At 46.5% G+C, this 22,158-nt stretch carries 22 protein-coding genes; 12 read left to right on the top strand and 10 right to left on the bottom strand.

The window, feature by feature from the left end; all coding sequences use genetic code 11:
* Positions 1 to 11: 11 nt before the first annotated feature.
* Positions 12 to 1,526, bottom strand: a complete 1,515-nt coding sequence (locus tag DMN77_RS14480; protein WP_179015517.1) for a replication initiation and membrane attachment family protein — start codon at positions 1,524 to 1,526, stop codon at positions 12 to 14.
* 281 nt (positions 1,527 to 1,807) lie between these two features.
* Positions 1,808 to 2,101: a YuiB family protein gene (locus DMN77_RS14475; RefSeq protein ID WP_068777947.1), complete on the bottom strand. Its 294-nt coding sequence runs from the start codon at positions 2,099 to 2,101 to the stop codon at positions 1,808 to 1,810.
* Between the two features lie 202 nt (positions 2,102 to 2,303).
* On the opposite strand from DMN77_RS14475, the gene hemQ reads away from it, so the two are divergent.
* Positions 2,304 to 3,050, top strand: a complete 747-nt coding sequence (hemQ, locus tag DMN77_RS14470; protein ID WP_068777948.1) for a hydrogen peroxide-dependent heme synthase — start codon at positions 2,304 to 2,306, stop codon at positions 3,048 to 3,050.
* A 224-nt stretch (positions 3,051 to 3,274) separates the two neighbouring features.
* Here the strand turns inward: hemQ and DMN77_RS14465 are convergent, their stop codons facing one another.
* Positions 3,275 to 3,535 carry a hypothetical protein gene (locus tag DMN77_RS14465; RefSeq protein WP_068777949.1) on the bottom strand — a complete coding sequence of 87 codons (261 nt, stop codon included), beginning with the start codon at positions 3,533 to 3,535 and terminating at the stop codon, positions 3,275 to 3,277.
* A 1-nt stretch (position 3,536) separates the two neighbouring features.
* The gene (locus tag DMN77_RS14460; protein WP_068777950.1) at positions 3,537 to 4,730 is read right to left on the bottom strand and encodes an NAD(P)/FAD-dependent oxidoreductase; all 1,194 of its coding nucleotides are present in this window, start codon (positions 4,728 to 4,730) and stop codon (positions 3,537 to 3,539) included.
* A 426-nt stretch (positions 4,731 to 5,156) separates the two neighbouring features.
* On the opposite strand from DMN77_RS14460, the gene DMN77_RS14455 reads away from it, so the two are divergent.
* Positions 5,157 to 6,158, top strand: a complete 1,002-nt coding sequence (locus DMN77_RS14455) for an NAD(P)/FAD-dependent oxidoreductase (protein ID WP_068777951.1) — start codon at positions 5,157 to 5,159, stop codon at positions 6,156 to 6,158.
* A 457-nt stretch (positions 6,159 to 6,615) separates the two neighbouring features.
* Here the strand turns inward: DMN77_RS14455 and sda are convergent, their stop codons facing one another.
* Both sda and DMN77_RS14445 read right to left on the bottom strand, forming a co-directional pair.
* Positions 6,616 to 6,759, bottom strand: a complete 144-nt coding sequence (gene sda / locus DMN77_RS14450) for a sporulation histidine kinase inhibitor Sda (protein WP_148466487.1) — start codon at positions 6,757 to 6,759, stop codon at positions 6,616 to 6,618.
* Positions 6,760 to 6,991: 232 nt separating this feature from the next.
* Positions 6,992 to 7,651, bottom strand: a complete 660-nt coding sequence (locus DMN77_RS14445; protein WP_068777952.1) for a YheC/YheD family protein — start codon at positions 7,649 to 7,651, stop codon at positions 6,992 to 6,994.
* A gap of 286 nt (positions 7,652 to 7,937) precedes the next feature.
* Here DMN77_RS14445 and DMN77_RS14440 point away from each other — a divergent pair, with 286 nt between their 5' ends.
* Together DMN77_RS14440 and DMN77_RS14435 are read left to right on the top strand one after the other, a co-directional pair.
* Positions 7,938 to 8,138, top strand: a complete 201-nt coding sequence (locus tag DMN77_RS14440; protein ID WP_179015515.1) for a hypothetical protein — start codon at positions 7,938 to 7,940, stop codon at positions 8,136 to 8,138.
* Positions 8,139 to 8,282: 144 nt separating this feature from the next.
* Positions 8,283 to 9,482 carry an AI-2E family transporter gene (locus tag DMN77_RS14435; protein WP_068777954.1) on the top strand — a complete coding sequence of 400 codons (1,200 nt, stop codon included), beginning with the start codon at positions 8,283 to 8,285 and terminating at the stop codon, positions 9,480 to 9,482.
* A gap of 75 nt (positions 9,483 to 9,557) precedes the next feature.
* Here the strand turns inward: DMN77_RS14435 and DMN77_RS14430 are convergent, their stop codons facing one another.
* Complete coding sequence (locus DMN77_RS14430; RefSeq protein WP_068777955.1) at positions 9,558 to 9,914, bottom strand: HesB/IscA family protein; 357 nt, start codon at positions 9,912 to 9,914, stop codon at positions 9,558 to 9,560.
* A gap of 624 nt (positions 9,915 to 10,538) precedes the next feature.
* Here DMN77_RS14430 and mqnE point away from each other — a divergent pair.
* The gene (mqnE, locus tag DMN77_RS14425; RefSeq protein WP_068777990.1) at positions 10,539 to 11,609 is read left to right on the top strand and encodes an aminofutalosine synthase MqnE; all 1,071 of its coding nucleotides are present in this window, start codon (positions 10,539 to 10,541) and stop codon (positions 11,607 to 11,609) included.
* A gap of 74 nt (positions 11,610 to 11,683) precedes the next feature.
* Here the strand turns inward: mqnE and DMN77_RS14420 are convergent, their stop codons facing one another.
* Positions 11,684 to 11,950, bottom strand: a complete 267-nt coding sequence (locus DMN77_RS14420; RefSeq protein WP_179015514.1) for a YuzB family protein — start codon at positions 11,948 to 11,950, stop codon at positions 11,684 to 11,686.
* A gap of 101 nt (positions 11,951 to 12,051) precedes the next feature.
* Between DMN77_RS14420 and DMN77_RS14415 the strand changes: the two genes are divergently transcribed.
* Entirely contained in the window at positions 12,052 to 12,297 is a 246-nt protein-coding gene (locus tag DMN77_RS14415) for a NifU family protein (protein WP_068777957.1), read from the top strand.
* A gap of 93 nt (positions 12,298 to 12,390) precedes the next feature.
* Here DMN77_RS14415 and DMN77_RS14410 read toward each other — a convergent pair whose 3' ends face one another.
* Positions 12,391 to 13,167: an SDR family oxidoreductase gene (locus DMN77_RS14410; protein ID WP_179015513.1), complete on the bottom strand. Its 777-nt coding sequence runs from the start codon at positions 13,165 to 13,167 to the stop codon at positions 12,391 to 12,393.
* Between the two features lie 316 nt (positions 13,168 to 13,483).
* On the opposite strand from DMN77_RS14410, the gene DMN77_RS14405 reads away from it, so the two are divergent.
* Positions 13,484 to 15,232: a sensor histidine kinase gene (locus DMN77_RS14405; protein WP_179015512.1), complete on the top strand. Its 1,749-nt coding sequence runs from the start codon at positions 13,484 to 13,486 to the stop codon at positions 15,230 to 15,232.
* 17 nt (positions 15,233 to 15,249) lie between these two features.
* A complete protein-coding gene (locus tag DMN77_RS14400) occupies positions 15,250 to 16,845 on the top strand; it encodes a response regulator (RefSeq protein ID WP_179015511.1) in 1,596 nt (531 codons plus the stop codon).
* Between the two features lie 2 nt (positions 16,846 to 16,847).
* Here the strand turns inward: DMN77_RS14400 and DMN77_RS14395 are convergent, their stop codons facing one another.
* On the bottom strand, positions 16,848 to 18,290 hold the full coding sequence (locus DMN77_RS14395) for a carbohydrate ABC transporter substrate-binding protein (protein WP_179015510.1): 1,443 nt from the start codon (positions 18,288 to 18,290) through the stop codon (positions 16,848 to 16,850).
* 344 nt (positions 18,291 to 18,634) lie between these two features.
* Here DMN77_RS14395 and DMN77_RS14390 point away from each other — a divergent pair, with 344 nt between their 5' ends.
* The 4 genes from DMN77_RS14390 (at position 18,635) to DMN77_RS14375 (ending at position 22,087) form a co-directional block, all read left to right on the top strand.
* A complete protein-coding gene (locus tag DMN77_RS14390; RefSeq protein ID WP_068777962.1) occupies positions 18,635 to 20,008 on the top strand; it encodes a carbohydrate ABC transporter substrate-binding protein in 1,374 nt (457 codons plus the stop codon).
* 99 nt (positions 20,009 to 20,107) lie between these two features.
* Entirely contained in the window at positions 20,108 to 21,001 is an 894-nt protein-coding gene (locus DMN77_RS14385; protein ID WP_068777963.1) for a carbohydrate ABC transporter permease, read from the top strand.
* A gap of 12 nt (positions 21,002 to 21,013) precedes the next feature.
* Complete coding sequence (locus tag DMN77_RS14380; protein ID WP_179015509.1) at positions 21,014 to 21,898, top strand: carbohydrate ABC transporter permease; 885 nt, start codon at positions 21,014 to 21,016, stop codon at positions 21,896 to 21,898.
* Positions 21,899 to 21,904: 6 nt separating this feature from the next.
* Positions 21,905 to 22,087 (top strand): DUF6903 family protein, encoded by a 183-nt coding sequence (locus DMN77_RS14375; protein WP_068777965.1) that lies wholly within the window; start codon positions 21,905 to 21,907, stop codon positions 22,085 to 22,087.
* Positions 22,088 to 22,158: the final 71 nt, after the last annotated feature.

The raw sequence follows: 22,158 nt of genomic DNA, 5'->3' as shown, positions 1-22,158 counted from the left end.
CCCCTTCCCGATTAAGCCTCATTGTTTCTGCCCGCCTGCATCCGTTCCGCAAGCTTCAGCATCTCCGCGAATTCCTCATCCGAGACGCCCTCCTCCTGGGTAGAGCTCGGCACAATAGGAATTTCCGGCTTGCTCTTGCCAGTGGCTTGACGCCCTTTGTAGGTGCGTCTGCGGCCCGCCCCATCTTGCGCCTCTGGGGTGGATTTGGCCTTGACCTTAGACTGCTCACGGATGTAGCCAACCGCCTTCTCATAAGTATTAATTTGCTTCATCAGCATATTGGAAGCAATCGCCTCCACAAAATTGCGATTAATCCGCTGCTCTGTATTGGAAGTTAGCAACGACATCAAGTAATGAATCAGAACATTGATGACTTCACCTGGCAATTTATAATTCAAATCGATCTTCGTAAAAATATCCAGCAAATTGTCAGGAACAGCTCCCGGGAAGAAAGTTCTCAAGAGGCGCGTATACGGCTCATTGCGGAGCATCATGTTGTACTGATGAATATCGCATTTGTTAATGAATTGCTTGGGCACCTCCAAATAATATTCCATCTGTACCGGGAACTCTTCCAGCTGTTCCTCTTCTTCCCGAGCAATAGAGACAACCTTGGCGTAGGCCACTTCCCGTTCCTCGTTGCGCCGCTTGCCTTGACGGAAATGGAGATTCGCCCGATGCTGCAGCTCATCCAGCAGGATGCCTCCGCTTGGATCAAATACCCCATCCTCATCCAGCAGGCGGCAAAGATCCTGGACGCTTAAATCGAATTTCCGGGACACAAAATTAAGCACGCCCATCCCTTCCAGATTGAAGCGAAGCCCTTCGACATGAGAACGGTTTACCGAATCGCGCGGGAAGCGAAGAATAATATCCGCATAGTTAATCCGCTCTTCTTCCGCATCAAGCGGGCCTCCGCTTTGCCGAGCCAGAGCTGTCTCGGCGATCGCCTGCTCCAGTTCGTAATCTATGGAATGAGTATTTAATTCAAAAATATCATAAAACGGAACCGTAATATTTTCTTTGTTATGAGACAAGCCGTACATATCCCCCGGTTCCTTGCTGAAGAACCGTTCACGCAAAGACAAGACGGCAAACTTCCCGATCTTGTCGCGCAGCAGCAGCGTCAAATGCTGAGTATTAAAAAATTCCGTTGGCGATAAAGGCGGCTGCAACTCGTATTCATACATATACTCATCGCTATCCGTCATATACATCCGGCTCGTCTGCAGTAGGCCGACTGCTTCCAATTTGGATGTCTGCTCTACGAGATAAGTGCGTCCCCTCTCGCTCGGATCAATCCCCAAAGTCAAGAAAAGCACCCGCTGCTGCTCAACTCGTGAATAGCCGACCTGATCCTGAGGCACCTGCTCCACCAGGAGCCGATATAGTGAAATGGCAAAAGCCCCGACCATAGGCTGATAGATTAGACTAAGCGTCTTCCCGTCAACAGGACTGAGACTGAAGTCACGATATACGCAGTAACGATGATTTTCAGTAAAATGCAGCATGTTGTTCATGCGCACGGCTTCATCGCCCCTTCCCACAATTAAATGGTCATACTCTATTGAAACGTCTTCTGAGGATCTGATTCGATACGGAATTGATCATCCTCTGAACTTGTCCACGTTCGATCAATGTTTCTATATTCTATCACAAAATGATTCTACTTGAATCATTTAAACCTTACAAAAATCATGCCATTTCCCTGGCAATAATTCTAAAAAATCGACAAAACAAAGCCGATAACGCTTCAAACTGCAGCATTATCGGCTTTTTCCCATCTGTTAAGTATGAACCTGTAAATCTAAAACATCTTATAACCGGCAAAACGCAGCTTGCGTATCGTCCATCCGCTCAGGATTGCTCCTGCCAGACCAGCCACAGCGGTCAAATAATCAACGAGACGGAATGAGGACAAATAAAGCCCCAGACTCCTATCATGATCCCATAGCGTATATACAACTACCGGGACGATGATAATGACGAACACGTAAGCGGGGAACCATGTCGTTTTCATTAGCATATTAAGAATGAATCCGATCCCAAACATCATGACAAAAAACAATACCATCAATATCAATACGATGAGCCATCCCACGAACCTCACCCCTTATGTACACTATAACAAAGGTCACACTATTTATAACTAGTAGATAGTTTACTAAAAAAAATGTTGCAAAGCAATGAACTTTACTTATTTTTATAACGTTTTCATTTGCTCCTGCCGATCATATTAGGATACAATGGTGACAGTGCATATACTTATGCCTACCTAATGATTATTTAGGAGTGATCATAAAATGAACGAAGCTGCATTAACCCTGGAAGGCTGGTATGCTCTCCATGATTTCCGCACCATGAACTGGACCGCCTGGAAAGAGACTGATGATGAAGAGCGTGCTGGCGCCCTGGAGGAGCTTCACACCTTTCTGCAGGAATGGGACTTATTAGAGCAATCCAAGACGGGCAGTACTGCCGTTTATTCTATCCTTGGACAAAAGGCTGATTTTGTATTCATGCACCTCCGCGACTCGCTTGAGGAGCTGAATGCTTTGGAGAATGCTTTTAATAAAACGACCTTTGCCGAATATACAAACAAAGCCTATTCATATGTCAGTGTAGTAGAGCTTAGCAATTATCTCGCTTCCGGCGGAGGAGATCCCAAGGAGAACCCGGAAGTTATGGCCCGTTTGCAGCCTATTCTTCCTAAATCGAAGCATATCTGCTTCTATCCTATGAATAAAAAGCGGGATCTAGGCGATAACTGGTACATGCTCTCTATGGATGAGAGACGCGCGATGATGCGAAGTCACGGTTTGATTGGACGCAGTTATGCCGGCAAGGTCAAGCAGATCATTTCCGGTTCCGTCGGTCTGGACGATTGGGAATGGGGAGTCACATTGTTCTCCGATGACCCGCTGCAGTTCAAGAAACTTGTTTATGAGATGCGCTTTGATGAAGTAAGTGCTCGTTATGGTGAGTTCGGTTCCTTCTTTGTAGGTAATTTGTTAAATGAACAGTTGTTCGAAGACATGCTCAAAATCTAATAGAGACAGTCAAACAGTCTCCATTCAAAAAGAGCTATCCCTAGTCATGACTAAGGATAGCTCTTTTTTTCTCTACGCTGCGTGTAACGAACACCACAAACGTTTATTAGGCAAAAACAACAGTTCTATATTTTATGGCCGACGTCATACGATTTGTGCTGCCTTGATTCTAAAAAGAGCTGTCCCATCTCGTCTTGAACGACTAATAGGACAACTCTATCATATTATTCTTCGCTATCTTCCTCTTCCTCAAGCCTGCGCAGCGATTCCAGAAATTCCGCAGTCGCCCGGTCGCGGTCCCTGCTCTTCTCCTTCAAGCGCTCTATGGCAGGCAGGATCAGAATATCAACTTCTTTCTGGATCACATAGGATAAGTCATATTGCCCTTGCTTCTCCAGAAAGGAGCCGACCTCCATCAAGGCGTTATAACGATCCAGTTCCTCCCGGGTTAACAAACCTCTTACCTGCACGCTGCAATGTCTCATTTTACAGGAATCTGCCTTTCTTCAGAACGAGCGGAATCCCGCCAATGGTAAACAAGTATCGGATATCCACCAGCTTCTTAATCTGAGCAGCGACCCAGCCTTTGTACTTCTTGCCGAACGCACTGGCCACCGCCTCGCCTTTGCCCAAGGAAGCCACCGTCCCCTTGTTGCTGAAGACGAATTTCTTCAGTTCCTTGTTACGGATCGAAGCCACAACATTTTGCGCACATGTTACCCCTTGCTGCATGGCAATTTGTGCGGTCGGCGGATATGGTCGCCCTTCCGGATTAAGCATAACGGAGTTATCGCCAATAATGAACACATGATCATAACCCGGTGCATGCAAGTATTCATCAACCATCACCCGGCCTCTGGATGTCTCGAAGCCAGCGGCCTCGACCAGACGATTGCCGCGAATTCCCCCCGTCCATACGACGGTAGCGGAGCGGATTACTTCTCCATTCGCCAGCACCACTCCATCTTCCATGCACTCTTTGATCGCGATGCCGATCTTGAATTGAACGCCCTTCTTCACCAGCACATTTTGGGCATATTCCACCAGTTCAGGATCAAACCCCGGCAAAATCGCTGGAGCAGCCTCCACATTATAAATATTAACGAGGCTAGGATCGACATCATATTCTTTGCACAGACGCGGGATACGGTCAGCCAATTCAGCAACGAATTCAATGCCGCTGAAGCCGGCTCCGCCCACGACAAAATTGAGACGGTCAGTGCGGCTCTCGTCCAGCTTATATAGAGCGAATTGATACTCAATATGCTCGCGGATCAAGCGAACCGAATTAATGCTGCGAATCGTCATCGCAAATTCAGACAGCCCCGGAATGCCAAATGACTCAGGCTCCCCGCCAAGTGCAATGACGAGGTAATCAAAAGATAAAGTCCCATCCTGAAGAATCACCTTACGGTCTGATAGACGAATTTCTTTGACATTGGATTTAACCAGGTCTATTTTGAATTCATCGATTAACTTCGAAATGGACACCCGAGTATGCTCGATTGAATCCGTCCCGGCAGCTGGCATATGCAAATGCGTTGTGAAATAATGATAATCATGTCGATTAACCAAGGTTACATCTGCTTCATTATAATTCAGTTCCTTCTGCAGACGCTGCGCCGTTAAAATTCCGCCATATCCTGCACCGAGAATGACGATTTTAGGTATGGTACTCATCTCTAGTACTCCTTCCAGTCTCAAACACTCTATTTTTGTATTTTTTTCTATCCGGATCCTATTTTAATGTGAAAATAACCACATAAAAAAATAATAACCAGTTTGTATATTAGTCAATCATGAAGTTTATGATATTTCTCACAAATATTGTAACCCTTATAACCATTTTAAAGCAAAAAAATGACAGTGTAAAATTTTCAAATGTGCTTTTTTCGTCACAAATTTAAGTGCATACAATTTGAATAATATCGACTTTTGTATAAAAGATCAAGTCTTATTTTACGCCACTTGCGGGCATTTCTAGGGTCGCATAAATTGGAAATTCGACAAATATCGCGTTAGCTTTGCAAGACCACAGCGGGAGATTATAATAAAGTAGAAATGACAATATAAAAACTTCATGAAATGATCTGGAGGTGTAAGTCTGTGTCATCCCTGAATGCCAACGGAGAATTTACCGACCTTCTCATTATCGGAGGAGGCCCGGCAGGTATGTTCGCCGCTTTCTACGGCGGAATGCGAAAAGCTTCCGTCAAATTAATCGAAAGTATGCCTCAGTTAGGTGGACAAGTAGCAGCCCTCTATCCTGAGAAATATATTTACGATATTGCCGGTTTTCCTAAAGTTACAGGTCAGGAGCTAGTGAACAATTTAACGGAACAACTCAAAATGTTCAACCCTGACATTCGTCTTGAGGAAAAAGTACTACAAATCGAGAAAAAGGATGAACGGCATTTTATCGTAACTACCGACAAAGACGTTCATCATGCCCACGCGGTTATAATCACTGCAGGCGTAGGCGCATTCGAACCGCGTCGTCTTGAGCTTGAGAACGCACTTCGCTTCGAGAAACATAATCTTCATTATTTCGTTAGCGATATGGAGAAATTCCGGGGACGGAAGGTGCTGATCAGCGGTGGCGGAGACTCAGCAGTCGACTGGGCACTCATGCTTGAACCTATCGCCGAGCAAGTAACGCTTGTACACCGCCGCGATAAATTCCGGGCTCATGAACATAGCGTTGAGAAGTTGATGGCTTCCCGTGTGAATATCGTAACTCCTACAGAGATTACACAGCTTCACGGAGAGGAGCAAATCAAGCAAGTAACGCTGGCCCATGTTAAGACGAAGGAAGAATCGATCATCGATGTCGATGACGTCATCGTTAATTTTGGCTTCGTATCTTCTCTTGGTCCAATTGCTGAATGGGGTCTGGATATTCAATCTAACGCCATCGTCGTGGATTCAAGAATGGAGACTTCGATTCCGGGGATCTTTGCAGCTGGAGATATCGCTACGTATCCTGGCAAGCTGGACCTGATCGCTGTCGGCTTCGGTGAAGCGCCTACTGCTGTTAACAACGCCAAGGTATATATCGATCCGGAAGCGAAGCTGTCGCCAGGTCATAGCAGCAATATGAAACTATAATAGGGGTTGGTCAAACGCGCATCGGAAGGCCAGCTTCGAGGCTGAAAACCAAGCTTTTCGAAATTCTACTAGAATAACTACATGAGATTCAAATAAAAAGGGTATCTTAACTTTACGCAGGAAAATGATGTCGTAAAGGAGAGATACCCTTTGCCTTATGTCTGCCCGTTATGCAACGGCCTGGCCCCATTAACTGCAGCTTGTCCAGACTGTGGATATACTCTGGATAATGCCGGTCGAAGAGAGGATTATGCGGGTCCATATAGTCCCTATGGCTCCGCGGACCAATATACTTCGGCGCTCTCACTCCACAGCCTGGAGGGCTGCGAGCATGTTGTCCAATGTCCACACTGCCATGAGGCTTATATTTATCGAGTTAATCTTTGGGAATCCCCTTAACTACGAGTGAAGTAAATTTAGAGATTTCACCGGCCGGGAGAAGCTTTGCTTGTCCAAACTAGTGCAAAATAGAACCGTCCGATGTATTAAGTTCTCGTCTATGGATCTCTGCCAACAGAAGTGCGATGAACTCCCGATCCAGGTTGAGTTCCGTGGCCATAAAATAGGATTCAAGCAACATCTCATCTGTTAACATCGCCATTGATCATACACCCTTTCTATTTTTTTCTAATCATAACAAGATTCTCCGGACAGAACAAGCGTTCCGTTATCCACATATACCTGTGGAAATCCTGTGAATAACTTGTTAGTAAAATGCGTAGTTGACTGTAAAATCTAATTGGATAATGTGGATAAAAGTTATTCACAGGAATTTTGTGTCAAAATTTCGCAGAAAAATTTTTTATAAATTTCTTAAATTTGTTGCATTTTTATTACTGCGGCCTCGTGTTGACCTCAAATATCCATACCTTGCCGCTGACATCGATCCCATAATCAAAGCCCAACTGCTCGATTCCCGGAAAAGAACTCTCCATAATTCCGATGCACGTATTCGTTAAATTACGCATCTCTGCACTTTTCTTCTTCGCCATCCCTTTAGGCAATGAACGGCTTAAACCTGAGCGAGCAGACAATTGCGTCCCGCCCTTGCACAGGTTCGTAACGAACAGACCCGGACGAGCCAATCTTCCCACCATTGCCCGATAGGTCCATTTTCCATTTTGCTTTACCACCTTTACACGATAATCGATCGGTCGACCGGCTATCCTGGCCAGGTGTATGCCTTGCTGAATAATATATGAGCGGCGAACCTTCACCCGGTTTAATGCCTGGAGCATCGCATCATAAGTTGAAAAGGATGACCTTCTTGACATATTGGTAAAAGAATAAATCCCGCCTGAATAGGTTACCTTGATTACGCCGTAACCTCCACCGCCACGGACTGGCTTGATGACGACCATACCAAAACTATGCAGCATCTGCTTCAAGGATTCTGAATTAAACTTACGTGTTTGAGGTATGTGGGCAGCCACACTTTCGTTACCGAGCAGTGCTTCTGTCTTCAGCCACTTGTTGGCTAACTGTCTTCCCACGGTTGACGTCCCCCTTTCCGTTATGTGATATTCATACTCGAATGAATGTATTTTTTCTTGTATGTTTGTCCGCGGCAATGGCCTGTTTTATTCGCAACCGCTTTCTATGCAAAATTTCAAATTTAACGTATAGTATGTAGCAGGTGTATAAGTTGAGCTATGGAATGATACAGAAGGCAGCCGGGTGAACTGTTTTTCCGACTGCTATTGCCTGTCACTGACCCAGCTTATAGTTCAACTCGTATAGATATAGGAGAATTTTCAGATTACCGGGAGGGACGTTAGTATGTCGGCTTTATTTGGAGTATTGTATTGGTTCGGTATGGTTGCGATGTCGCTGGTGCTCGCCGCGATTACGGTAATTGTGTTCCTGTTCGGCTTCAAGGCAATCAAGACATCCAGCAAAGGGCTTGGAATCAGCTGCATCGTCTTCTCGGTCGTCGCGGCTGGAATGGTAGTTCTCATGGTCAACAGGCAGTTCTTCTAATCACTACATAATCCAGGCAAAAAGAGATTCGTTCCTTTTCACTCCATGAAAGGGTGCGAATCTTTTTTTCTGAAAAATTTGAAACTATATTAATCTAAAACGTATTATTTATATAACAGATTTCTCAGGAGGTTCTACGGCTATATGGAAAACTCACAGACATGGAGCGGACGCTTCAAGAAGCTGTTCATTAACAACCGTTTCGTTCTATTTCTATTGATCTTGCTCTTAATCGGTTTAAATGTACTGGTTTTTTATAAAATCTCCTTCGTGTTCAGACCGATTACCGTATTGTTAAAAACAGTCCTGCTCCCGGTTCTGCTTACCGGAGCGATCTATTACCTGCTTAATCCACTCGTCGATTGGCTGGAGAGAAAAGGGCTCAAACGCGTCTACACGATCGCTGCCCTGTATTTACTGATTATTGGCTTGCTCACCATCGTTATCGTGTCTGTCATTCCGCTCCTCCAGGAGCAGATCATTCGGCTGATTGATAACTTCCCGAGATACAGCTATGAGGTTCAGCTTCAATTCGAAAGTGTGATTGGCAGCGACTTCTTCCATCAATTCCAGTCCACGACAGGATTTGATCCGTCGACCATTGGGGACACCTTCTCCCAACAGGCCACGACGATTCTAAATAGCGCTTGGTCCAGCATTGGCGGCTTCCTTGGGACAATTAAGGATGTCATTCTGGCCATCGCGACCGTGCCATTCATTTTGTTCTATCTGCTGAAAGACGGGAAGAAGCTGCCCCAATACATTCTTAGATTTGTGCCGATCCGCCTGCGGCAGAGCACTCATACAGTAATGACCGAGATGAACGGGCAAATTAGCCATTATATTCGCGGACAGATCATTGTCAGCTTCTGTATCGGTATTCTGATGTACATCGGATTCCTTATTATCGGACTTGATTATTCGCTGATTCTCGCCCTGATTGCTTCCTGCACCAGCATCGTGCCTTATCTGGGCCCGGCGATCGCCATTACACCGGCGCTGATTATCGCTTCAGTCACATCGCCGTTTATGCTGCTCAAGCTGATCGTCGTCTGGACGGTCGTACAATTAATTGAAGGCAAGTTCATCTCGCCGCAAATTATGGGCAAGACGCTGCGAGTTCACCCTATTACAATCATCTTCGTTATTCTGACTGCCGGAAATCTGTTCGGCTTCTTCGGAATTCTGCTCGCGGTTCCAGGATATGCGGTATTGAAGGTCGTCGTGACTCATTTATTCGATTGGTTCGAGCGAAAATCGCATTTATATGATTCCATTGACCCGGCTCAACCGAGTGAATCAAATGAGGACAAATCTGACCCTGTGGATAACCCCGCTCTATAAGGCAAAATTACAGCAAACACAAAAAAACACAGTCCCTGCAAGTAACCTCTGCAGGGACTGTGTTTTATATATATCTCAATCACAAACTTCTGGCTTGCCTTCTTCACCACGCATGCGGAAGGATTGTCCACAGCCGCAGGTAGCGATAGCATTTGGATTGTGGATAGTGAACCCACCGCTCATGCCGGATTCCTGAAAATCGATTTCAAGACCGTTCAGGTAACGGAGATTCTCTTTCTCAACAACCACCTTCACACCCTTGATCTCCATAAACACATCCGCTTCGCTCTCATCATCATCCAGACCCATACTATATGAGAAGCCGCTGCATCCGCCTGGTTTCACCGCTAAACGCAAGAACATATTCGGTATTTCCTGTTCGGCCAGCATATCTTTGATTCGTTCGACGGCACTTTCAGAAATTTCAATCATCCTACGCCCTCCTTAAGATTACTTTCCAAGAGGTCATTCAAAAAAAGGATTGCTTTTTTGAATTCTCACTAATAAAAGTATACTCCACATGGCAACTCCTCTCAAGAGACAGGTTCTATAACGCGCTATGAATTGTCATGATTTTCCTCTAAAATTTAAGTCTTTTCTTCCAGACTTATTGCCCCCTATAAGAATCAAGGTTTATAATAAAGGTTGTTCTAAGAGTCCGCCCGGATTTTTAAACTCGCATTTTAAGCATGTGTTTAAAAATCCAGACCTCCGGCACCGAGAATGTTGGATGAAGCTAGAGACTGAGCGGAGCGTACGTAGAAGGTACGTGAGCACCTGAGATGTTTCCGTAGGAAATATGACTTCTTAAGCATACGTTTTGGCCCGGCTGAATTCAAGATTCGATGTCGAATAGCTTCATGATTTGCTTTGAGACCAAAGGGGGACTTTTTAAACTACCTCTTTATGAGGTTTTACGGGATATGATGAAAATTGCATCCATATAAGCCGGGTTATGCATCGGCTATTTCGTTCAATTTTTCACAGTTCAGATCCAAAGAAGAAACGGAGGTAGACATATTGATTCCAACAGTGATTGAGACAACCGATCAAAGAATGCTTGAAATCGTTAATAAAGTAAGAAACGGTGAGCGACTGACTCTTGAGGACGGGGTATACCTGTATGAGAGCGACGATATTCTGACCATCGGCCAACTGGCCAATGAGGTCAATTTAAGAAAGAATGGCAGGAAAGTTTATTTCATCGAGAACATGACCTTATACTTCACGAATGTTTGTGAATCACACTGCGCATTTTGCAACTTCCGACGCGATGAAGGAGAAGACGGCGCATATACACTGTCCGGTCAAGAGATGATTGCCTACGTCGAGCAGCATATTCATCCTGGCGTACGCGAGTTCCATATTACAGGCGGTCATAATCAACATGTTCCATTCCAATATTATGTCGACTCATTGAAAGCACTGCATGAGCACTTCCCCGAGGTGACGATCAAAGCCTACACCGCAGCGGAGATCGAGTTCTTCACTCGCATCAGCGGGATGAGCACGAGGGAAGTGTTAGTGGCGCTGCGGCAGGCCGGCCTAAAATCGCTGACTGGCGGCGGAGCGGAGATCCTCTCCGACCAATATCGCCAGAAGATGAAGGTCGAGAAAGCCAATGTCGACCAATATCTTGATGTTCATCGTACAGCTCATCAGCTGGGGATGAAGACACATACCACAATGCTGTACGGAGCAATCGAAAGCCATGAAGACCGCGTACGCCATATGACTCAGATTCGCGAGCTTCAGGATGAGACCGGAGGTTTCATGGTGTTTATTCCTTTGTCTATGCAGCCACGCAACAAGAATGCGGGGATTATGCGCCGCAACTCCGCCTTCGAGGATCTGAAGACGATCGCGATCAGCCGCCTGATGCTGGACAATATTCAGCATATTAAGGCGTACTTCATCAACATCGGCGTACAGCTAACACAAATGGCGCTGGCCTTTGGAGCATCCGATGTGCATGGAACGCTGGTTAGAGAACGGATTAGCCACGCAGCCGGGGCCAATACCCCTGAGGGGCTGACCCGCAAGGAATTAATCTGGCTGGTCAAAGGCGCCGGCAGAATTCCGGTAGAACGGGACACCTTCTACAACGAGATCGAAGTTCACGAATAAGCTGAGCTTTCAAAATGTTTACAGCCGGAGAACAGCCTTCATTTCCCCGGCTGTTTTTATTTGCTCTTATCCAACTATGAATGCCAATCTTCAATTATCCTGATTTCGTGGATTTTGATCATTATTTGGTCATATAGCGCTTCTGCCGTTTCGCCCTCAACGCTCTCTCCATTTACAAGTGCATATGGCGACAAATAACATAACCCGCAGCTCGTCAAACATCCATACTCGTATACTTCACAATCGGGCAACTGCCTTATTTTATCCATAATTTCCTCGGTGCCATGGACTGTATTGTGGGTACAATACTCTATAATGGCTCGCAAACGAATCTCCTCCATATTTCCATGCTTGGTCACAAGGCTTATTTTTAATAAACTCTATAAGCATTTAAATTTAAAGTTATTTGTACTATAATAAGATGCGAAAGGAGCTGAAGACAATGAGTGAAAATGTACAAGATAAATTATATGATGAAGTATCCGAAGTTCTGGATAAACTTCGTCCATTCCTGCAACGCGACGGCGGTGACGTAGAACTGGTCGACGTTGAAGACGGAATCGTCAAGTTGAAACTGATGGGTGCTTGCGGTAGCTGCCCAAGTTCAACGATTACTCTGAAAGCCGGGATCGAACGTGCATTGTTCGAAGAAGTAGACGGCGTTCAAGAGGTTGTACAAGTATTCTAATGATATAGCACAGTGGAATTGAATCCAGCATTTATGCTGTATCATGAACCTGGCCCCTCCGGAAATCCGAAAGGGCCAGGTTTTTTCTATTTATCAATCGACGGATCGCTTAATCCATGGCCGGATCGGGTCCAGTCCTCCGGATATATCCATTACATTCCCCGTTATAAAATCCGAATCCGAATGGCACAGGAAAGTGATAACGCGGGCGATATCCTCCCCGCTGCCCGGTCGGCCTAGAGGCGTCTCCCCATCAGATAGCTCACGGGCCTCCTGTATGGAGATCTCCTTGTTGCCGCCGCGGATGTCTCCGGGGCATACCATGTTGACGGTGATGCCATATGACGCCTCTTCAACGGCAAGCGTCTTGGTGAAGGAGACAAGCCCGGTCTTGGCAGCGGCATATACAGCCCGGTGCGGCCACGCCCGGGACTCGGCAGCATGGCCGAAGCCAAAGTGGATGATCCGCCCCCAGCCCTTCTGCCGCATCCCCGGCAAGACGAGGTGGTCCAGCAGCATCGTCCCGACCAGGTTCCCGTCAATCATCGCCAGAATTTCCGTCTGATCATAATCAGCGAACATACGGCGCTCGCGAATGAACGGGCCGGCATTGTTCACCAGAATATCCACCGTGCCCAGCTGGTCATTCACCTGCTGTACCAAGCCTTCAAGCTGCTCCCTGCGAGAGATATCCGTCTTTACCGCAATCGCGCGAACACCCAGCTCTTCGATCTCGCGCTGCAGGGACTGTGCTTCCCTCTCGCTATGTACGTAATTAACTGCTATATCGCATCCCTGCTCCGCCAGCATCAACGCCGTCTTCTTCCCGAGACCTTTGGCACTTCCGGTAATAAGGGCTACTTTTCGCATCTTTTGTCCTTCTCCTTCTTAAAGAGGATATTCCAGAAGTCTACTCCAGCCCTCTCGCTGCTGAGAATCAGCTTTCGGCTTCGACCTTGAGAATACACACTTAATCCCTTTTTATTAAGTATAAGAGATTTGAAGCATTCCCTCAAACCCGCATTTATCCATAACTATCAAAACTTCCACTTATTTTCCAATTAAAATAGACTATTTTATTTTTTTTATGGATTATTCTATCTACTCACAGCAAATGTACACTGAATTACTGGTGAGGCTGCAAAGCTATGATAAAATATGTTTAACAAATTGAAGGGGCAATTCTATGTTACGTCAATTTAAAATCCAGCATCGATTAATTGGTACCTTCTTAGTCGTATCCATCCTTCCGATCCTGTTCCTAGGGTATTATTCCTATCAGCTCTATTCGGAATCGATCAATGATAAGCTCAGCAAATCAACCTATCAGGCCCTGACCTTGGTCAACAAAAATCTGTTGGCCGAGCTGCAAAATTATCAATATTTGGCCGGCTCTATTTCAACCAACAATTTTGTTCAGGAAAGCTTGTCCAAGGGATTGGATCATCAGCCCATCAATGAAACGGCCAAAGAGGATGCAATGGACGCTATCTTTCGGACCATATTCCCGTCTCATGTTGTCAATGTAAGCATATTCGATGCGAACCATCGTCTATTCTATGAATTAGGTTTTGAGACGGTGGATAATCACTCTCTCGAGAAAGCGATGCATGAAGTGGATGCAAACGCCCCCTATGACGGCCTTACTTATGTCAAGACGATCCGTTCCTTTGATACCGTTGTGCTCGGGCGTAAAATTCATGCTATAGACGACAGTACCGTACCTATCGGTTATGCTTTTATCTTTATCAGCGGGGATTTATTCTCCAGAAATGTTTTATCCAGCGTCAATCTTGGAACCGGTTCCAAACTGATGATTATGGGGCGTGATGGAAGCGTGCTGTCGGCCAATGAAGAAGGGATTCCTCTGGGTGGGCCTTATGCCGATCCGGATCTCTTCCAGCAGATTAAAGAACATCAACAGAAGGACATCCATTCCTTCTCCCTGCAGGTGAACAATGCAGGGCAGCAGATCTCTTATATATACAATGAACAAATCGGCTGGTATCTCATCTCCATGATGCCCTTCTCTTATATCAATTCGGAGACGAGCAAAATAACCGTCAGCATGACGATTATTATGATCCTGATGGCCATAACCTGCATTATTATTATCTCTTTTATGAGCAGCAGCATTGTCAAACCGATCAAGAAGATTATCAGCTTCTGCAATCAAATATCGACCGGCAACTTCTCCAACCGCATTAAGGATGATCAGGAGGACGAGATGGGGATTCTCTCCTACAAAATCAATATGATGGTGGATGAAATTGAGCACCTGATGCATAATCAGCGACTGGATCAGAAACGCAAGCGGGAATTGGAGTTTCAGATGCTGCAATCGCAGATCAATCCCCACTTCCTGTTCAATACGCTAAATACGCTGCGTTGGCTGGCCATTATCAATCATGTTCCGGTGCTGAGCAATGGAATCAGTTCCTTATCAGAGCTGCTCCGCAGCACGATCCTGGACCGAGACGAGCAAATTACAATCCGCCAGGAAATCGAAAACTTAAGCAACTATTTTGAAATACAGAAAATTCGTTACGCCGATAGCTTCCAGGTTGAATACGACATCGATGAGGAGCTGCTTGATTGTCTGATCCCGAAATTCATTCTGCAGCCGGTCGCCGAGAACGCGATTATCCATGGACTGTCAGAGCACAGCAAAGCTATTGAGATCAGGATCAAAGTTCAGCAGAAGAATGATCTCATCTGCATCGAAATTATCGACAACGGTAAAGGCTTCGATACGAGCGTAGTTCAAGACCCGGATACGGTTGCGAATAGCAAGAAGCTGTCCGGGATCGGAATTACCAATGTCGATGAACGAATCAAGCTCTACTACGGGGAAAGTTACGGGTTGTTCATTACTAGTGTTATTGGGGAAGGCACCTGCTGTAAAATAATTATACCTACGCATAAGACACCTTAGATGAGGAGGTAATTTCAATGTATAATGTACTGCTAGTGGATGACGAACCTATCGTGAAAATCGCACTGAGAACGATGATTGCCTGGGAAGCGCTAGGCTTCCCGATTTGTGGAACCGCTTCAGACGGAGCAGAGGCGTTAGCATTAATTGAGAAATTACACCCTGACATCATCATTACCGATCTGAAAATGCCAAATATGGACGGTCTGCAATTAATCCGGGAGTTGAACAACCTGAATTATCCCGGCAAGGTGATCGTTGCCAGCAATTTTGGCGATTACGAGCTTGTGCGCGAAGCATTGCTTCTAGGTGCCGTCGATTATATGCTCAAGATCAGCATCAAAACCGATGATCTGATTGCCCAGCTTCACAAGACAGCCAAGCTGCTGGAGGAACAGCAGCAAACCTTGGAGGAGCAGGATATGAGACAAATGATGCAGAACAGTCTCAAAAGTGTTAAGAATTCTATTTTGAAAGATTATTTTCATGACACAGACTATGAATTAGAGCATTTTATACAGGACAAGCAAATTACCTTGAATATGGCGGATACCCCCTGCTATCTGTTCTACATTACGTTCGATCTGGACAAATCCGCGGGTCACAATGAGAAATCCGATATCTCTCTCGCTTTCATTGAGAATACGATTCTCGACCTCATCGATGACGCTGGCGACGTCGAACTATTTCAGGTTGGCATGGGCGGCATCGCAGCCATGATCTCCAGGAAGCAGCTGGAGAAGCACCAAGGTGATCCGATAAGTTTCATCAATAAAATACGCAAATTAATCCAGATGTATATCTCTGTAGAACCGCTTATCGTCTATTCCCGTGAGATCCAGGGATATGAGGCGGCGAGGCAGGCCTATTGGGCTTGCAAGGATGCCTTGAATGTTAATTTCTATGAGCATTCTTCCGTCATCTGCGAGCAGGATATCAGGTTTGTACAAGAGCTGGAGCATGCTAATTACGTGGATTATTCCAACTCGCTGCTGCGCCACTGGCAAGAGCTGGGACGAGGAAGCATTTCAGGATTGCTGGAGGATTTTGTCGAGCAGTGCAAACAGAGCAGCATCCACCCTACCGCCGTCAAAGCCTTTATGCTGAAATGCCTCGAGTATATTCCGTTATGTGAAGACAAAGTCCGGGTCGATCATGAAGAGGAATATGAGCGCTATAAAAAAGCGCTGCTGCAATGCAAAGATACAGCCTCCTTATTGAGGACAGCGACTTTGGCCATCGAGCATCTTCGTCTGGTAAACGAGGCCTCTGATGCGCCTGCCCTGAAGAAGGTCGTGCTGGACGTCATGGATTATGTCGAAGCCCATTATCAGGATAAGATCACGCTGGAAATGATCTCCACGTACGTGAATTTCAGTGAGAACTACCTGTGCCGTGTTTTCAAAGAACAGGTTGGTATGAGTCCGATCAGTTATATTAATACGGTGAAAATGAATAAGGCCGCCGCTCTGATTGCAAGTGGACATACTTATATGAAAGAAGTAGCAGCCCTCGTAGGCATCAGCGATCAATTCTACTTTAACCGCCTGTTTAAGAAACAGTTTGGCGTTTCTCCTTCGAAATATAAGGGTCAAAATAAGCAGGCAAGATAGAATTATTTTGCGGGTGTGCGCATCTCGGTCTGAATCTGCGCGAAGACCTGCTCCACCCGCTCCATCCATTGCTCTGTCGTCATCTTCCCCGTCATAATCGACGTCATGGACTGTCTGAATAGAACATTCTTAATATCGATCTTAGAGCCCTTCGGGAGCGCCTTCCAATCTTGAAAGATCGCCGTTGCACCGTCATAGGCACTGAACATCTCATACACGCCTGGCGTTAGATACGGCTTCGAGAGCTCCTGAGCCCCCTTCAGAGCAAAAGCACCATTGGATTTCTGCGCGAACAATTTGACCGATTCATCGGTGTACAGGAACTTGAGGAACTCCTTGGCCAGCTCCGGATTTTTGGCTCGTAGGGGAATCGAAAATTGTTCATAGCTGGACAGAATATAGCGCTCGTCCTCCTTGTGGAAGACCGGCACGGGAATCATACCGAATTCAAAGCCCTCTTCCCGCGGCGAATCCTTCATTTCATTCTCCATCCAGTTCCCATTCACGATAAAAATGGCCTTGCCCTGCATCATATCAGTCTGGGATTGAGTGTGGTTCAAATTCACCGTACCATCCATCAGATAGCCTTCCAGGCCGATCTTGGCGAAGGTATCCAGAACCTTCTTCACCTCATCCGTCTCGAACGAACCCGGCTCATAAGAGAAAATTTTCTTCAATGGATCGATGCCCGCCGCGTTCGCCAGGGAAGGATACATGATCTCCTCGAGGTAATCCGGATAAATCCCCTGATAAGTAAATAAAGCCCTCTTGACCTTGCGGCCGTTCGCATCGGTCAGATAGTTCTCCTCTTTCTCCAGTTCCTTCCCCAGTGCGAAGAACTCGTCCCAGGTTTCCGGCAGCTTCCATCCCTTCTCCCGGAACAGATTCTTATTGTAGATGAGACCCATTGGCCCTGCATTAAACGGAGCCATATATATTTTGCCGTCCTGATAAGGCGAGAACCTGGTGCTCTCCAGCATGCCTGGCAGAACCATGTCCTTCAGCTTCACATCTTTATCAAGCGCCTTGCTCTCGAATACATCCGTCAGATCAAGCAGGCCCTTCTCTTTCACCAATGAAGTAATTAACCCACTTTGCTCCGTATCGGCCACAGCCAACAGATCCGGCGGATTGCCGGCGACGAGCTGAGGCCGGACCACATCGCCAATTCTCGGACTAATGGTCATATCCACCTTGACCCCGGGATAGGCTTCCTCAAATTGGCTAACGATTTCCTTCCAATACTCAGGGCCATATCCCCCCATAAACACCGCTATGCTCAATTCCTTATTTTTGAACTTCCAGGCAGCATGATTCAGATCGTCATTCGAGACTTCATCCGCAGACTGCTCCGCCCCATGGCCAACGATGATGTGGTTGCTTATATAAATCATACAGAAGAGACTTATCGCTACGATGGCTAATAGGCTGATTTTTTTCTTCATTGCGCTTCGGCTCCTAGATCCTATTATGTCTTATACCTCTTTCATTCTACTATAACATTCGATCGCCCTGCGTAAACGCGAAAATCCATGTACAAAATTAGCTTTTATTCCTGGGTGATGAATGCTGCCGATCCTGCTCAAATTCCGATTATAGATAATTTTTGCATATCCATGGACTATTTTCCTGACATCGCCTGAACCCATTGAAAGCAATGATCCAGATAGGCTAATTTGAATATGCCGGAAGTCATCGGCCATCCTTCGCAGGAGATGGCTCCGAGAAACACGAGAAACATCCAAGGTTTCTCCAAATCGTTGTACAGACAATTTCAGGAGGGGTAAACATGAAAAAGCTTCTTAGCCTTGCGCTCGCTGCAACACTTACATTAAGCCTGGCTGCATGCGGCGGCAACAACAGCAGCACAAACTCAAGCTCCAATGCAGGGAATGAGCCGGCTTCGACCAACTCGCAGACCACCAGCAACGAGAAGCGCACTTTAAAAGTATCCGCTTTGGAAACCGCTTACGGTGCGGATGTATGGCATGAAATTGCCACCGCTTTCGAGAAGGTTAATCCGGAAGTCAAGGTTGAGCTGACCATCGACAAGAACCTTGAAGACGTGATTGGACCGGGCATGAAATCCGGTGATTTCCCCGACGTGATTCATCTGGCAGTGGGGCAGCCTAAGGGACTGACGGAAACATTTGTCAAGGACAACAACCTTACCGATCTCAGCGATGTACTCTACATGACTGTCCCAGGTGAAAGCGCTACCGTTGGCGATAAGCTGATTCCAGGCTTTACCGACACGACCATCACCAATCCATATGGAGACGGCAAGACCTATCTGATGCCTATGTTCTATAGCCCATGCGGCCTGTTCTTTAACGCAGCGTTATTCGAACAGAAGGGGTGGGATGTACCGCAAACCTGGGAAGAGATGTGGGCGCTGGGCGACAAAGCAAAAGCCGAAGGCATCTCCCTGTTCGCCTATCCGACGACTGGATACTTCGACGCCTTCTTCTACGCCTTGCTAAATGAAGCCGGCGGACCAGAATTCTTCACACAAGCGATGAATTACACAGAAGGAATCTGGCAGACACCGGAAGCCGCCAAAGCATTCGACGTAGTTGATAAGCTGGCCGGGTACACCGAAAAGACCGTACCTGCCAACGGCAACAAAGATAACTTTGTAAAAAATCAACAGCTGATTCTCGATAACAAAGCGCTGTTCATGCCAAACGGAACCTGGGTAGTCGGTGAAATGAGCAAGGCGCCTCGTGCCGACGGCTTCAAATGGGGCTTCACGGCATTGCCTGCTCTGACCGACGGCGGAGATCGCTATTCCTATACATTCTTTGAGCAGGTCTGGGTTCCGGCCAAAGCGGAGAACGCGGATCTGGCCAAACAGTTCATTGCCTATCTGTATTCCGATGAAGCAGCTTCCATCTTTGCAAAGGTTGGCGCAGTTCAACCCATCAAGGGAATGTCCGACAAGCTGGAAGGCGATAACCAACTGTTCTACAGCATTTATGATTCCGGCGCCAAAGCCGCTATGGGCGCATTTGCAACTACCGACCCGGTGGAAGGCGTAAGCATCTCGGACACGGTATTCGGTACTGTGGATTCGTTGGTAACGAAGTCCAAGACAAAGGATCAATGGGTTGAAGCCATTACAAAAGCGAGCGATGCTCTGCGCGGCGCATTGAAGAAATAGAATAACTGCCGTGTATGAGCTAAGTAAGCATTATTGAAAATGATGGTGGTCAGCCCAGGCTGTCCACCGTTATTTTTACTTTAGGAGGGAGCTGGACCCATGAATAACAGAAAAGGACGCGGCCGCTTCATATTTTTCTGTCTTGCGCCTGCAGTCATTCTTTTTACTATCTTTCTGATTATTCCTACGATTGACGTATTCCGCATGTCTCTATATAAATGGGGCGGATATACAGATAACAAAACCTTTGTAGGAATGCAGAATTTCTCAAAGCTGTTCCAGAGCGATAAATTCTACCAATCATTTCAGAACAGCATTCTGCTGATCGTCGTTGTGTCCATCGTGACCTTCGCCTTCGCTCTTATCTTTGCGTCTATGCTGTCGCGCGAGAAATTAAAAGGACAAAATTTCTTTCGGATCATCTTTTATATTCCAAATATCCTGTCCATCGTCGTTATCAGCGCTATTTTCTCAGCGATTTATGACCCGAACAGCGGTCTGCTGAACGCATTCCTGAATTTGTTCCGCAGCGCCAGCTCAGACCCGATTCTCTGGCTTGGCGATCAGAAGATCGTCATTTACAGCTTGAGCGGCGCCATGGTCTGGCAGGCCATCGGTTACTACATGGTTATGTATATGGCGAGCATGGCCAACATTCCCGAGAGCTTGTATGAATCTGCTGATCTTGAAGGCGCCGGACGAATTCATCAATTTTTCAGCATCACCATTCCGCTGATCTGGACAAATATCCGCACGACGCTGACCTTCTTCATCATCAGTACGATCAATATGAGCTTCTTGTTCGTCATGGCGATGACGGGCGGCGGACCGGACGGTGCGACCGAGGTGTTCCTCAGCTATATGTACAAGGAAGCCTACACGAATTCCTCATATGGCTACGGCATGGCTATCGGCGTTATCGTATTTCTGTTCTCGTTCGCGCTTGCCGCTATCTTGAATGCGGCCACCAAGCGAGAGCATTTGGAATATTAAGGAGGGGACAAAATGAATCCAGAACATCAGCATAGCAGCAATAAATTGTATAAATTCTTTATTTATCTTCTGCTGATTACCCTTGCGGTTGTCATCATCGTCCCTGTTGGCTGGGCTTTCCTCGCTTCGATCAAGCAGGACGTTGAATTTTATGGCAGCCCTTGGGCCCTACCGGAAGGTTTCCATCTTCAGAACTTTGCGGACGCCTGGCAAAAGGCGAAGATGGGCAGTTATATGCTCAACTCCGTGGTTACGACGGCGATTGCCCTTGTTTTGCTGCTTGTCATAGCCCTGCCGGCCGCCTATGTGCTGGCCAGATACAAGTTCAGAAGCAGCAGCTTCTGGAACATGCTATTTATGGCCGGTTTATTTATCAACATTAACTATATCGTCGTTCCGATCTTTCTGATGCTCAACAATGGGGACAAATCGCTGCGCAGTCTCCTCGGGCAGCCCTTCCTTCTCAACAATCTGTTTATTCTGGCGCTCGTCTATGCCGCGATGGCTCTGCCCTTCACGATCTATCTGCTATCCGGCTATTTCAAGACCTTGCCTAAGGAATATGAAGAAGCGGCTTCCGTGGACGGTGCCGGTTATTTCCGTACGATGGTTCAGGTTATTATGCCCATGGCCAAGCCCAGCATCGTGACCGTCATTCTGTTCAACTTCCTCTCCTTCTGGAACGAATATATTATCTCGATGACCTTGCTGACCAAGCCAGGACTAAGAACGCTGCCTGTAGGTTTGATGAACCTGATGGCCGCTCAGAAATCCGCCGTCCAATACGGTCAGATGTATGCGGGTCTGGTGCTGGTTATGCTGCCGACCCTGATCCTCTATATGCTTGTACAAAAAAAGCTCACCCAAGGCATGACTATGGGCGGGCTGAAAGGGTAAGGTGCCATGATGAACGATTCTCCGAGAACGATGCTACGTTATTTGCTCATGCTGGTCGTTTTTATTATCGCCATGATCCTGGTCATCACCGGTCAGAAGAGTATTGGTCCCGCCGGGTTAGGCACGATGCTAATCGGGCTTGGCCTGCTGGTTGGCCTGCTATGGTTCTATAATAAACAATATAAATAGAGGTGGTTTAAAAAGTCCCCTTTAATAAGAGAACCCGATCGAAGCTTATTCAAGGGCTTATTCAAAAATAA

Origin of the sequence: Paenibacillus sp. 79R4, assembly GCF_013393165.1 — a bacterium.
GTDB lineage: Bacteria > Bacillota > Bacilli > Paenibacillales > Paenibacillaceae > Fontibacillus.
Note: the sequence above shows the minus strand (reverse complement) of the source record. Positions and strands in the feature narration are given on the sequence as shown.